Source organism: Terracoccus sp. 273MFTsu3.1, assembly GCF_000383675.1.
In the GTDB taxonomy this organism is placed as follows: Bacteria; Actinomycetota; Actinomycetes; order Actinomycetales; family Dermatophilaceae; genus Terrabacter.
On the sequence record NZ_KB911824.1, the window covers coordinates 328,287 to 341,790 of the forward strand.

General features: G+C 72.4%; 11 protein-coding genes. All 11 read left to right on the top strand.

Translation table 11 applies throughout. From position 1 onward, the window contains the following. Positions 1–4 precede the first annotated feature (4 nt). Entirely contained in the window at positions 5–1,573 is a 1,569-nt protein-coding gene (locus H283_RS0116610) for a UDP-N-acetylmuramoyl-L-alanyl-D-glutamate--2,6-diaminopimelate ligase (protein ID WP_028785667.1), read from the top strand. Next, entirely contained in the window at positions 1,570–2,991 is a 1,422-nt protein-coding gene (murF, locus tag H283_RS0116615) for a UDP-N-acetylmuramoyl-tripeptide--D-alanyl-D-alanine ligase (RefSeq protein WP_020144654.1), read from the top strand. The genes H283_RS0116610 and murF overlap by 4 nt, the downstream gene beginning before the upstream one ends. Beyond that, positions 2,988–4,073, top strand: a complete 1,086-nt coding sequence (mraY, locus tag H283_RS0116620) for a phospho-N-acetylmuramoyl-pentapeptide-transferase (RefSeq protein ID WP_020144655.1) — start codon at positions 2,988–2,990, stop codon at positions 4,071–4,073. The genes murF and mraY overlap by 4 nt, the downstream gene beginning before the upstream one ends. Then, the gene (murD, locus tag H283_RS0116625) at positions 4,070–5,560 is read left to right on the top strand and encodes a UDP-N-acetylmuramoyl-L-alanine--D-glutamate ligase (RefSeq protein WP_020144656.1); all 1,491 of its coding nucleotides are present in this window, start codon (positions 4,070–4,072) and stop codon (positions 5,558–5,560) included. The genes mraY and murD overlap by 4 nt, the downstream gene beginning before the upstream one ends. Continuing rightward, complete coding sequence (gene ftsW, locus H283_RS0116630; protein WP_020144657.1) at positions 5,557–6,852, top strand: putative lipid II flippase FtsW; 1,296 nt, start codon at positions 5,557–5,559, stop codon at positions 6,850–6,852. Before murD ends, ftsW begins: the two co-directional genes overlap by 4 nt. Continuing rightward, on the top strand, positions 6,849–7,961 hold the full coding sequence (gene murG / locus H283_RS0116635) for an undecaprenyldiphospho-muramoylpentapeptide beta-N-acetylglucosaminyltransferase (protein ID WP_020144658.1): 1,113 nt from the start codon (positions 6,849–6,851) through the stop codon (positions 7,959–7,961). The genes ftsW and murG overlap by 4 nt, the downstream gene beginning before the upstream one ends. Then, positions 7,958–9,433 carry a UDP-N-acetylmuramate--L-alanine ligase gene (gene murC, locus H283_RS0116640; RefSeq protein ID WP_020144659.1) on the top strand — a complete coding sequence of 492 codons (1,476 nt, stop codon included), beginning with the start codon at positions 7,958–7,960 and terminating at the stop codon, positions 9,431–9,433. The genes murG and murC overlap by 4 nt, the downstream gene beginning before the upstream one ends. Further along, the gene (locus tag H283_RS0116645) at positions 9,430–10,206 is read left to right on the top strand and encodes a cell division protein FtsQ/DivIB (RefSeq protein WP_020144660.1); all 777 of its coding nucleotides are present in this window, start codon (positions 9,430–9,432) and stop codon (positions 10,204–10,206) included. Before murC ends, H283_RS0116645 begins: the two co-directional genes overlap by 4 nt. A 360-nt stretch (positions 10,207–10,566) precedes the next feature. After that, positions 10,567–11,856, top strand: coding sequence for a cell division protein FtsZ (ftsZ, locus tag H283_RS0116650; protein ID WP_020144661.1), 1,290 nt, complete (start codon positions 10,567–10,569; stop codon positions 11,854–11,856). 136 nt (positions 11,857–11,992) lie between these two features. Further along, the gene (gene pgeF, locus H283_RS0116655) at positions 11,993–12,739 is read left to right on the top strand and encodes a peptidoglycan editing factor PgeF (RefSeq protein WP_020144662.1); all 747 of its coding nucleotides are present in this window, start codon (positions 11,993–11,995) and stop codon (positions 12,737–12,739) included. Continuing rightward, on the top strand, positions 12,736–13,491 hold the full coding sequence (locus H283_RS0116660; protein WP_020144663.1) for a YggS family pyridoxal phosphate-dependent enzyme: 756 nt from the start codon (positions 12,736–12,738) through the stop codon (positions 13,489–13,491). Before pgeF ends, H283_RS0116660 begins: the two co-directional genes overlap by 4 nt. The last annotated feature ends 13 nt before the right edge of the window (positions 13,492–13,504 follow it).

Below are 13,504 nucleotides of genomic sequence, written 5' to 3' on the forward strand. Positions count from 1 at the left end.
TGACGTGTCACCTTCCCCCCTTCGACCCGCCACGTCGGGTGTGCGCCTCCGCGACCTGACGACCCGGATCCGGGCCGAGGTGGCCTCCGGAGCTGACGCCGTCGTGACAGGGGTCACGCTCGACAGTCGAGCGGTGCTCCCGGGCGACCTCTACGCGGCCCTGCCGGGCTTCAACGTCCACGGGGCGCGCTTCGGCGCCGACGCCGTGGCCGCCGGAGCCGTCGCGGTCCTCACCGACACGGCCGGCCTCACCGAGCTGGCCGACGTCACGGTGCCCGTCGTCGTCACGCAGGACCCTCGGAGCGTGCTCGGCGACGTCGCAGCGCAGGTCTACGGCCGGCCCTCCGAGTCGCTGACGATGCTCGGGGTCACGGGCACCAACGGCAAGACGACGACGGCCTACCTCGTCGAGTCGGCCCTGCGGGCGCACGGTCAGCGCACGGGACTCATCGGCACGGTCGAGACACGCATCGGTGACGAGCGCGTCGAGTCGGTGCGCACGACGCCCGAGGCGACCGACCTGCACGCCCTCCTCGGGCTCATGCGGGAGCGGGGCATCGACGCCTGCATCATGGAGGTGTCGAGCCACGCCCTGGAACTGCACCGGGTCGACGGCGTCGTCTACGACGTCGCGCTCTTCACGAACCTCTCGCAGGACCACCTCGACTTCCACGCCTCCATGGACGACTACTTCGGCGCCAAGGCCTCCCTCTTCACACCGCAGCGCTCCCGGGCCGCGGTCGTCTGTGTCGACGACTCCTGGGGACGGCGCCTCGCGTCCGAGGCCACCGTGCCGACGACGACCCTCGCGACGACGACCGAGGGCGCCGGTGACGCCGACTGGGGCGCCGAGGAAGGCGCCGACGGCACGTTCACCCTGCGGGAGCGGTCCACGGGCCGGGCCCTGCGCCTCGTCTCGCACCTGCCCGGTCACTTCAACGTCGCCAACACCGCGCTGGCGGCCCTCGCACTCCTGCGCATCGGCCTCGAGCCGAGCGAGGTCGAGGCCGCCATGGCCGTGGCCCCGGACGTGCCGGGCCGCATGGAGGTCGTCGCGCCCGGTGGGCCCGGGGGCCCGCGCTGCGTCGTCGACTTCGCGCACACTCCCGACGCCGTCGACGCCGCCCTGGCAGCGCTGCGTGCCTCGACCGCCGGTCGCCTCATCGCCGTCCTCGGTGCCGGGGGAGACCGGGACCGGGGCAAGCGGCCGGCCATGGGGGCTGCCGCCGCCCGCCGCGCCGACGTCGTCGTCGTCACCGACGACAACCCCCGCTCCGAGGACCCGGCGGAGATCCGGGCGGCCGTCATCGCCGGGGCCCGCGAGGAGGTCGGTGCCGGGTCGGCGCGGGCATCCGAGATCATCGACGGCGGCACGCGCTCGAGCGCGATCGCCGAGGCCATCGCCCTCGCGGTGGTCGGCACGGGGGAGGACCGCCCTGTCGACACCGTCGTGGTGCTCGGCAAGGGACACGAGAAGGGTCAGGAGATCCACGGAGTGAAGCACCCGTTCGACGATCGCGACGCCGTGCGCGCCGCCCTCGCAGCCGTCAGCTCGTCGGGGGTGACGTCGTGATCGCCTTGTCCCTCAGCGAGATCCGCGACCTCACCGGAGGCGTTGTCCACGGCACCGATGCGCCTGAGGCGGTCGTCGTCGACGGCCCGGTGTCCACGGACTCCCGCGAGTGCGGGCCGGGGAGCCTCTACGTCGCGCGGGTCGGCGAGACGGCCGACGGGCACGACTTCGTGGCTGCAGCCGTCGCGGCGGGAGCGGTAGCAGCCCTCACCTCGCGTCCGGTCGACGGCGTGCCGTGCGTCGTCGTCGACGACGTCCAGACGGCCTTCGGGCGGGTCGCCCGCGGGGTCGTCGACCGTGCTCCCGAGCTGCGCGTCGTGGGCATCACCGGCTCGTCGGGCAAGACCAGCGTCAAGGACCTCCTCGCGTCCGTGCTGTCGTCGGTCGCCGAGACGGTCGCGCCGGTCAACTCGCTCAACGGTGAGATCGGCGTGCCGCTCACGGTGTGCCGAGTCACCCCGACCACCCGCTTCCTCGTCGCCGAGATGGGCGCCCGGGGCATCGGCCACATCGACTACCTCACGCGCATCGCACCGCCGCAGGTCGCGATCGTGCTCAACGTCGGCACTGCCCACATCGGCGAGTTCGGGTCGCGCGAGAACATCGCGCGCGCCAAGTCCGAGCTGCCGATGGCGGTCCCCGCCGAGGGGCTGTCGATCCTCAACGCGGACGACCCCGTCGTGGCCGCCATGGCCTCCGGCGTCGCGTCCCGGGTCCAGCTCGTCGGGCTCTCGCCCGAGGCGGACGTCCGTGCCGAGGACGTCACCCTCGACGAGCGCGGGAGGGCGGCATACACCCTCGTCAGCCCGCAGGGCTCGGCCCGGGTCTCCTTGCGCCAGAGCGGCGCCCACCACGTCGGCAACTCTCTCGCGGTCGCCGCGGCGGCGCTCGAGCTCGGACTGTCGCTCGACCAGGTCGTGGCCGGCCTCGGCGCTGCCGAGGCCGTGAGCCGGTGGCGGATGGAGATCACCGACCGGCCCGACGGCGTGGTCGTCGTCAACGACGCCTACAACGCCAACCCCGACTCCATGCGTGCCGCGCTCGACGCCGTCGCTGCCATGCACGTGACGGGGGAGCGCTGGGCCGTCCTCGGGGGCATGCTCGAGCTCGGCCCCGACAGCGACGCCGAGCACGCAGCCGTCGGGTCGTATGCCGCGTCGCGCGGTTTCGAGCACGTCGTGGCCGTCGGCGAGGGGGCCCGTCCGCTCGCCGAGGCCGTCCCCGGCTCGGAGTGGGTGCCCGACACCGACGCCGCCCACGACCTGCTCGCCGCGCGCGTCCGCGCCGGCGACGTCGTCCTGCTCAAGTCGAGCCGGGACAGCGGACTGCGCTGGCTCGGCGACCGCCTCGCCTCCGAGGGTGGCGCGAGCACCACCACACCCGTCCCCACGACCTCCGGAGAGGCGGTCTCGCGGTGAAGGGCGTCCTTCTCGCAGCATCGATCTCGCTGCTCATCTCGTTGTTCGGCACCCCGCTGTTCATCAAGTACCTCGTCAAGCGCGGCTACGGCCAGTTCATCCGCGACGACGGGCCCACCTCGCACCACACGAAGCGCGGCACGCCGACGATGGGCGGAGCCGTCATCCTCGCGGCGATGCTCGGCGCCTACTTCCTCGCCCACCTGCTGACCCTCAACCCACCGACGGCCAGTGGGCTGCTCGTGCTCTTCCTCGCCGCCGGTCTCGGCTTCGTCGGCTTCCTCGACGACTTCATCAAGATCAGCAAGCAGCGCAGCCTCGGCCTCCGCTCGAAGCAGAAGCTCCTCGGGCAGGCCCTCGTCGGCATCACCTTCGCGGGACTGGCGCTGCAGTTCCCCAACGAGCAGTACCGCAATCCCGCCTCGCTGCTCGTGTCGTTCGTGCGCGACACGAACATCAGCCTCGCGCTCGGTGGCAGCACCGTCGTCGGGGTCATCCTCTTCGTCGTCTTCGCCAACGTCATGATCGCGGGCGCGTCCAACGGCGTGAACCTCACCGACGGTCTCGACGGTCTCGCGACCGGCGTCTCGACCATGGTCTTCGGCGCGTACGTCCTCATCAGCATCTGGACCTACAACCAGAACTGCCAGACCAACCCGGGCATCAAGTGCTACGAGGTGCGCGACTCGCACGACCTCGCCCTCGTGGCCGCCGCGGGCATGGGCGCGTGCTTCGGCTTCCTCTGGTGGAACGCGACGCCCGCGAAGATCTTCATGGGGGACACCGGCTCGCTCGCCCTCGGAGGCGCACTCGCCGGCCTCGCCATCACGACCCACACCGAGCTGCTCCTCGTCATCCTCGGCGGCATGTTCGTCCTCGAGACGTTGTCAGTGGTCGCCCAGGTGGCCTCGTTCAAGACGACCGGTAAACGGGTGCTGAGGATGGCACCGCTGCACCACCACTTCGAGATGGTCGGGTGGAACGAGGTGACGGTCGTCGTCCGCTTCTGGATCATCGCCGGGCTCTTCGTCGCCTTCGGCCTCGGCGTCTTCTACGCCGAGTGGGTGGTGGGGTCCCAGTGAGCTTCGACCCGCTCTACGAGCCCCGCGAGGGCCTGACCCACCGCGATGCCGACTGGTCGGGGATCAACGTCCTCGTCGTCGGCCTCGGGGTCTCCGGCTTCGCCGCGGCCGACGCCCTCGCCGACCGCGGCGCGCGCGTCACGGCGGTCTCCCGCGACGAGACCGAGGCGATCCGCGAGCGCGCGACGATCCTCGAGATCCTCGACGTCGACGTCCGCCTGGGCCCCGAGCACGTCGTCGAGCCGCCGCCGGGCACCGAGCTCGTCGTCACCTCGCCGGGCGTCCCCCCGCACGACCCGCTGATGCTCGCGGCGGCGACGGCCGGCATACCCGTGTGGGGAGAGGTCGAGCTCGCCTGGCGCATGCGCGCGCGGGAGGGCGCCGCCCCGTGGCTCACGGTCACCGGCACCAACGGCAAGACGACGACCGTCAACATGCTCGCCTCGATCCTCCGGGCCGCGGGACTGCGCGCCACGTCGGCCGGCAACGTCGGCACGCCGCTGCTGGAGGCCGTGCTCCACCCCGAGCCCTACGACGTGCTGGCCGTCGAGCTCTCGAGCTTCCAGCTGCACTGGCAGCGCTCGGTCTCGGCCGTCGCGTCGGCCGTCCTCAACGTCGCTCCCGACCACATCGACTGGCACGGCAGCTACGCCGAGTACCTCCGGGCCAAGGGCAAGATCTACGAGAACACCCACCTGGCGTGCATCTACAACGTCGCCGACATCCAGACCGAGCAGCTCGTCATGGAGGCCAACGTCGTCGAGGGGTGCCGTGCCATCGGGTTCACGACGGGCATCCCGGCGCCCTCGATGGTCGGCGTCGTCGAGGACGTGCTCGCCGACCGCGCCTTCGTCGAGCAGCGCCAGCGTTCGGCCGCCGAGCTGTGCACCATCGCCGACCTCCGGGGTGACGCTCCGTCGGTGGCGCCGCACTACGTCGCCAACGCCCTCGCAGCCGCGGCGCTGGCCCGTGCCTACGGCGTCGGTCCCATCGCCGTGCGCGACGGCCTGCGGGCCTTCCGGCCCGACCGACACCGGATCGCGGAGCTGGCGACGGTCAAGGGCGTGCGCTTCGTCAACGACTCCAAGGCCACCAACCCGCACGCGGCCGCAGCGGCCATCCGGTCGTTCGACTCCGTCGTGTGGGTCGCGGGCGGCCTGCTCAAGGGGGCCGACGTCGACAGCCTCGTCGAGGAGATGGCCTCGCGCCTGCGGGGGGTCGTGCTCATCGGCGCCGACCGCGACCAGATCGCCCGGGCCCTTTCCCGACACGCGCCCGATGTCCCGGTCGTCGACGTGTCCGACACCGACACTGGAGTCATGGACCGTGTCGTCAGGGAGGCTGCCCGACTCGCCCAGCCGGGCGACGTCGTGCTGCTCGCCCCCGCCGCCGCGTCGATGGACATGTTCACCAACTACGGAGCCCGCGGCGACGCCTTCGAGGAGGCGGTCCGGCGGCACCTCGAGGCACACGGGGGGCTGGAGTGAGCGCGACCACCGCCGGCGACAAGACGGCCGCGGGCACCAAGGGCGTGACCGACACCGCGACCACGCACCGGTCGCTGCCCGTCATCGGCAAGCTCGAGTCGCCCCTGACGACGTACTACCTCATCCTCGGCGCCACCTCGACGCTCGTCGTCTTCGGGCTGATCATGGTCTTCTCGGCCTCCAGCGTCGAGCAGCTGCTCGCCGACGAGGCCTCCTACACCGTGTTCCTGCGCCAGCTGCTCTTCGCCGCCATCGGCGCCGTCGCGGCGGGGGTGGCGAGCCGTGTTGCCGTGGCCACGTGGAAGCGCCTCGCCTTCCCGACGATCATCGTGTCCGTGCTGCTGCTCGCGGCCGTCATCCCGTTCGGCCGGAGCGTCAACGGCAACCGCAACTGGCTCGCCATCGGGCCGATCCAGTTCCAGCCCGCCGAGTTCGCCAAGGTGGGCCTCGTGCTCGTCGGTGCCGTCATCTTCGCGAACAAGTCGTCGCGGATGGCGAGCATGCTCCACGTCGTGCTGCCCTACCTCGTGCCCATCGCCACCATCGTCATCGGCCTGATCCTCGCCGGGCACGACCTCGGCACGGCGATGGTCGTGCTCGTCATCGTCGCCGCGGTCCTGCTCGTCGCAGGTGCTCCGAAGCGCGTGTTCGCCATCGCGGGAGGCTTCGCCGTCCTGGGGGTCGCCCTCATGGTGACCGGCAGCAACAACCGCACGAGCCGCATCGCGAACTGGCTGAGTCCCTCCTGCAACGCCGACCCCGACGGCTGGTGCGGCCAGTCGGTCCACGGGCTCTACGCCCTCGCGGACGGCGGGTGGTGGGGCGTCGGCCTCGGTGCCTCCAAGGAGAAGTGGGAGTGGCTGTCCGAGGCGCACAACGACTTCATCTTTGCGATCATCGGCGAGGAGCTCGGGCTGCCGGGCACGCTCATGGTGCTGCTGCTCTTCGGCATCCTCGCCTGGGCCTGCTTCCGGCTCGTCAGCCGCACCCAGGACCGGTTCGTGCGCATCGCCGGCTTCGGCATCATGGCGTGGCTGCTCGGCCAGGCCATCATCAACATCGGCGCCGTCATCGGGCTCTTCCCCGTCATCGGTGTCCCGCTGCCCCTCGTCTCGGCCGGAGGCTCCTCACTCGTGACGACCCTCCTGGCGCTTGGCATCCTGCTGTCCTTCGCGCGCCACGAACCGGGCTGCAAGGCCCTGCTCGACGCGCGCCCGAGTCTCGTCCGTCGGTCGCTCGCGGTGCTCCCGTCCCGCGTACGGTCCGTCCCGCAACGTCGCAGAAGCCGGTGATCCCCCTGTCCTCGCCCACCTCCGTCCTGCTCGCAGGGGGAGGCAGCGCCGGCCACGTGTCGCCGCTGCTCGCCCTCGCGGACGCCCTCCGTCGTCGCCACCCCGACCTGCGGGTGACGGCGCTCGGCACGCAGGAGGGGCTCGAGGCGCGCCTCGTCCCGGCCCGGGGCTACGACCTGAGGGTCGTGCCCAAGGTGCCGTTGCCGCGTCGCCCGAGCACCGACCTGCTCCGGCTCCCGGGCCGCCTCAAGGCGGCCGTCGACGCCGCGGGCGCTGCGATCGACGAGACGGGTGCCGAGGTGGTCGTCGGCTTCGGCGGCTACGTCAGCACCCCTGCCTACCTCGCCGCGCGGCGCCGTCACGTCCCCATCGTCGTCCACGAGCAGAACGCCCGGGCGGGCCTGGCCAACCGTCTCGGCGCCCGCTGGGCGAGTGCCGTGGCGACGACCTTCTCGGTCACGTCCCTGCCGCACGCCCAGCGCATCGGCATGCCGCTGCGCCGTGAGGTCGCGACGCTCGACCGCGAGGCCGTGCGTGCCGAGGCCCTCGAGCACTTCGGGCTCCAGTCGCAGTGGCCCACCGTCCTCGTCACCGGAGGCTCGCTCGGCGCCCAGCGCCTCAACGACGCCTTCCGGGCGCGCGTGGCCGAGCTGAGCCGCGGGGGAGTGCAGGTGCTGCACGTGACCGGGCTCGGCAAGGAGTTCGTCCCCGAGCCGTCGGCCGCGGGGGCCCCGTACGTCGTCGTGCCGTACGCCGACCGGATGGAGCTGGCGTATGCCGCCGCCGACCTCGTCGTCGCCCGCGCGGGCGCCAACACGGTGTGCGAGCTGACGGCCGTCGGCCTGCCGGCCGTCTACGTCCCGCTGCCCGTCGGCAACGGTGAGCAGCGCGTCAACGCCTCCGATGTCGTGACCGCCGGTGGTGGTCTGCTCGTCGACGACGCCGACCTCACCCCCGAGTGGGTCGACGCCGTGCTGCTCGGGCTCGCCACCGACCGCGAGAGGATCTCGCGGATGGCGGCGGCCGCCCGGACCCTGGGCGAACCCGCCGCCGACGAGAAGCTCGCAGACCTGGTCGACCGGGCCGCAGAAGGCAGGAACCGCACGTGACCCAGACCCCGCGCACCCCCACCGTCGACGACCCGTTCGCGGCGGCGCGCTTCGACTTCCGGGCCGCCGTGCCCGGCGCCGACGAGCTCGGTCGCGTGCACTTCCTCGCCATCGGCGGCGCCGGCATGTCGGGCGTCGCCCGCATCATGCTCGCGCGGGGCATCCGGGTCACGGGCAGCGACGCCAAGGACGTGCCCGTCCTCAAGGCGCTCGAGAGCGAGGGTGCCGGCGTGTGGGTCGGCTTCCACGAGGCGCACCAGGAGCGCGCCGACGCCATCGTCATGAGCTCCTCGATCCGCGACGACAACGTCGAGCTGGTCGCCGCTCGCGACCGAGGCGTGCCCGTGCTGCACCGCGCGCAGGGACTTGCCGCTCTCATGCACGGACGCCGTCCCGTCGCGGTCGCCGGTGCCAACGGCAAGACGACGACGACCTCGATGCTCACCGTCGCCCTGCAGGGCTGCGGTCTCGACCCGTCCTTCGCGGTCGGCGGCGAGCTCGCCAAGCACGGCACCAACGCCCACGACGGCTCCGACGACGTCTTCGTCGTCGAGGCCGACGAGAGCGACGGTTCGTTCGTCGTCTACCGTCCCGAGGTCGCGATCGTCACCAACGTCCAGCCCGACCACCTCGACTTCTACTCGAACTTCAAGGTTGTCCAGGCGGCCTACGACGCGTTCGTCGGCACGATCCGTCCCGGAGGGCTGCTCGTCACGTGCGCCGACGACGCCGGAGCCGTGGCCCTCGCCGAGCGAGCCCGGGCTGCGGGCACGCGCGTGCTGACCTACGGCTTCGACCGGTCCTCCGACGTGGTCCTGGACCACCACCAGCAGGACGGCGTCACGTCATCGGTCACGCTCCTCGACGAGGGCGTCGAGCGACGCATGACCCTCGGCGTGCCGGGCCGCCACAACGCGCTCAACGCCGCGGCCGCGTACGCCGCCGCGGTCCACGGGCTCGGTCAGGCCCCCGACCAGGTCCTGGCCGGGCTGGCGTCCTTCACGGGGACGCGCCGTCGTTTCGAGCCGAAGGGCGAGGCCGGCGGAGTCGTCGTCGTCGACGACTACGCCCACAACGCGGGCAAGGTCGCAGCGGTCGTCGAGACCGCCAAGGACCTCGTCGGCGGCACCGGCCGGCTCCTCGTCGTCTTCCAGCCGCACCTCTACAGCCGCACTCGGGACTTCGCGACCGAGCTCGGGGCCGGACTGTCCCCGGCGGACGTCGTCGTCCTCATGGACGTCTACGCCGCCCGTGAGGACCCCGTGCCCGGCGTGTCCGGCCGGCTCGTCGCCGACGCCGTGACCGCTGCCCGGCCCGAGGTCGAGGTCCACTACGTGCCCTCGTGGTCGGAGGTCGCCGGCCGGGTCGCCGCCCTCGCGCGTCCCGGGGACCTGGTGCTCACGGTGGGCGCGGGCGACGTCACGATGATCGGCCCGGAGGTGCTGCGGATCCTCGGGGGAGGCTCGCCATGATGCTCGAGCACGGCAACGCCCGCCGCCGCGTCGCGGGCACCGGACTCGCCTCGTCGCGCACCCGCTTCGAACGCCGCGCCGCCGCCGCCCGGCGACGTCCCCGCCTCGTCGCGGGGGTCCTCGCAGCCCTCATGCTGGGCGCCGGACTGCTCGTGTGGGTGGGATGGTTCAGCAGCGTCCTCACCGCGTCTCGCGTCGAGGTCCACGGCGTGAGCGCGGGCGCCTCCGCGCAGGTGCGTGCCGTCGCCCGGGTGCCGCTCGGCGGGCCGCTCATGCGCGTCGACACCGACGCCGTCGCGCAGCGCCTGATCGCCGGCAAGGCGTGGTCCGCGGTCACCGTGGGCCGCGGACTGCCCGACACCGTCGTCATCACCGTGACCCCGAGGGTGGCCGTCCTCGCCGTCCGCAACCCTCGAGGTGAGGTGGACGTCGTGGACCGCGACGGGGTCGCCTTCCGCACCGTCGGCAGTGCCCCCGACGGCGTGCCGCTCGTCAGCTCGGGATCCGCGCAGGTCACCAAGGCCGGGGTCGAGGCCGCCCTGGGGGCGCTCGGGTCGCTCGACCCGTCGCTGCGCGCCGACGTCTCAGGAGTGTCGGTGTCGACGGCGGACCAGGTCTCCTTCACCGTCAAGGCCAAGGGCGAGAAGCGCAAGACGGTCGTCTGGGGTGGCGCCGCCGATGGCAAGCGCAAGGCAGACCTCGTCAAGATCCTTCTGCCAGAGCCGGGTTCGACGATCGACGTCAGCGTCCCGTCGTCACCGGTCACCCGCTGACGCCGGCGTCCGGGCGGCTCGTCCGCCACGGGGCCCCGGTCACGGGCCGGCTGGCGGGCCGTGGGATGGTGATCCCGGGCGGTCGGGACCCGAGTGTCCGGTGGTGCTGGTGTGGCCCTTGGGGCGCGGCTCTCGGAATTGGGGCAATCCCCGCGACGACACGCCGCGACGTGGGTTGATCGACCCTGTGCCTCGTCATACCGTCAGGGCACTGGTTCGTGACCAAACTGTAACCTTTATGTCTACGTTTAAGGTTTGAGGGCTACACGCTCGGAACGAGCCGCACCACCCACACCACGCACCGCCCGTCCCCCAGACCACCAGCAGCACCGGCACCACCAGTCAGGAAGGCCCACTCTCGTGGCAGCAGCACCGCAGAACTACTTGGCCGTCATCAAGGTCGTCGGCATCGGCGGCGGCGGCGTCAATGCCATCAATCGCATGATCGAGGTCGGCCTCAAGGGTGTCGAGTTCATCGCCATCAACACCGATGCGCAGGCGCTGCTCATGAGCGACGCCGACGTCAAGCTCGACGTCGGTCGCGAGCTGACGCGTGGTCTCGGCGCCGGCGCCGACCCCGAGGTCGGCAAGAAGGCCGCCGAGGACCACGCCGAGGAGATCGAGGAGGTCCTCAAGGGGGCCGACATGGTCTTCGTCACCGCCGGTGAGGGCGGCGGCACGGGCACCGGCGGCGCACCCGTCGTGGCCCGCATCGCGCGCGAGCTCGGTGCCCTGACGATCGGCGTCGTCACTCGCCCGTTCACCTTCGAGGGCCGACGTCGCGCCAACCAGGCCGAGTCCGGCATCGGCAGCCTCCGCGAGGAGGTCGACACCCTGATCGTCATCCCCAACGACCGGCTGCTGTCGATCAGCGACCGCAACGTGTCGATGATGGACGCCTTCCGCTCGGCCGACCAGGTCCTGCTCTCCGGTGTCCAGGGCATCACCGACCTCATCACGACGCCCGGTCTCATCAACCTCGACTTCGCCGACGTCAAGTCGGTCATGCAGGGGGCGGGCTCGGCCCTGATGGGCATCGGGTCCGCGCGCGGCGAGGACCGTGCCGTCCAGGCGGCCGAGCTCGCGATCAGCAGCCCGCTGCTCGAGGCGTCCATCGACGGCGCGCACGGCGTCCTCCTCTCGGTCCAGGGTGGGTCCGACCTCGGTCTCTTCGAGATCAACGAGGCCGCTCGCCTGGTCCAGGAAGCCGCCCACCCGGAGGCCAACATCATCTTCGGTGCCGTCATCGACGACGCCCTGGGTGACGAGGTCCGGGTCACGGTCATCGCTGCGGGCTTCGACAGCGGTGGCCCCAGCCAGCGCCACGACGACCGCGCCCTCGGGCAGGTCATGGGTCGCTCGCAGCCGTCCCAGCAGCGTCCTGCCGCGCCGGCTCCGCAGTCGGCGCCGCAGCACTCCAACGGCGTGCCCCAGGCGGCTCCGCAGCAGGCGGCGCCCCAGCAGGCGCAGCCGGCCCCGGTGAACCACCAGCAGCCCGCCCAGCAGCTGCCGACCCAGCAGCCCGCGGTCCCGGCGCAGCAGCCCCAGCACCACGCTCCTGTCCCCGCGGCCCAGCCGGTGCAGCAGCCGCCCCGCCAGGTGACGTTCGACGAGGGCGACGACCTCGACGTGCCCGACTTCCTCAAGTAGGACGACGGGCACCTGCGGTCGAGATCGACCGGACGGGCGGGAGACGCATTCAGCGTCTCCCGCCCGTCGGCGTCCCGGGACCGCGGCCGTGCGGTCGGTCACGGGGCGCCTCTGGTCCGCAGGTAGGTTTGTCATCGTGTTCTACTGGCGCACCACCACCGCTCGCGACGGCGACGCCTGTTCCGTCGACCTCGCCTTCACGGGTCGGTCGGCCGGCCGGGGGAGCGGGCCGTATGCCGGCCTCAACCTCGGCGGTCACGTCGGCGACGATCCCGCCGACGTCGAGGGCAACCGCACCGCCCTCGCACACGAGATCGACGTCCCACGCGATCGCCTCGTCCTCATGAACCAGGTCCACGGGGCCGACGTCGTGCAGGTGGACGGGCCGTGGGACGGGGAGCCGCCAGCGGTCGACGGAATCGTCACGCGCGCAACCGATCTCGCTCTCGGCGTGCTGGTCGCGGACTGTGTCCCGGTGCTGCTGCACGATGCTCGCGCCGGAGTCGTCGGGGCCGTTCACGCCGGCCGACCGGGCATGGTCGCGGGCATCGTCGGACGGGCGGTCACCGCGATGCGCGACCTCGGTGCGACGTCCGTCTCGGCGACCGTGGGGCCGTCCGTCTGTGGACGGTGCTACGAGGTCCCGGCGGAGATGGCACGCGCCGCCGCGGAGACCTCAGCGGCCTCCGCCGCGCGGTCGTGGACCGGCACCCCGGCCATCGACGTGGCCGCCGGCGTCGTCGAACAGCTGGCGGCGGCTGACGTCGCGGTGCAGTGGGTGCCCGGCTGCACCCGAGAGACCGGCGACCTCTACTCCTACCGGCGCGACGGCCGCACCGGTCGTTTCGCCGGCATCGTCGCGTTGCGACCGGTGGACGCATGACCGGCGCCGAGGCGGTCGGTGACGAGGCGGTCGGTGACGAGGCGCGGCGCGACCAGCTGCGCGACGGCCTGGCTGCGGTGCGCGAGCGCATCGAGCGAGGCTGCGCCGAGGCCGGGCGCGACCCAGATGACGTCACCCTCGTCGTCGTCACGAAGTACTTCCCGACCTCCGACGTCCTGCTCCTGCACGACCTCGGCGTCAGGCACTTCGGCGAGAACCGCGACCAGGAGGCCGCCGAGAAGTTCCGCGAGGTCCGCCACGCGCTCTCGGAGGCCGGCGCCGCGCCACCGACCCTCCACTTCATCGGCCGGCTCCAGAGCAACAAGGCGGCGCACGTCGCGGGCTACGCCGACGTCGTCCAGTCCGTCGACCGGACGAAGCTCGTCGCCGCCCTCGCCAAGGGCGCCCATGCCGCGGACCGGACCCTCGACGTGCTGCTCCAGGTGAGCCTCGACGGCGACACGTCGCGGGGGGGCGTCCTCCCCGTCGACGTCGACGCCCTCGCGGACGCCGTTGCGGCACAACAGCTCCTGGACCTGCGTGGCGTCATGGCCGTCGCGCCGCTGGGCGCCGACCCCGACGCGGCGTTCGCGCGGCTGCGGGACGTGGCGGACGGCATACGTGCTCGGCACCCCCGTGCCGACTGGATCTCGGCCGGCATGAGCGGCGACCTCGAGGCCGGGCTGCGGCACGGAGCGACACTCCTGCGTGTCGGCACGGCAATCCTCGGTTCACGCCCGTCACTTCTGTAACGTCGTCAACGAT

Bases quoted from the DNA above. Each gene is read 5' to 3' on its own strand.
- H283_RS0116660 (WP_020144663.1), top strand. From the start codon at position 12,736: ATGACCGGCGCCGAGGCGGTCGGTGACGAGGCGGTCGGTGACGAGGCG.
- H283_RS0116645 (WP_020144660.1), top strand. From the start codon at position 9,430: ATGATGCTCGAGCACGGCAACGCCCGCCGCCGCGTCGCGGGCACCGGA.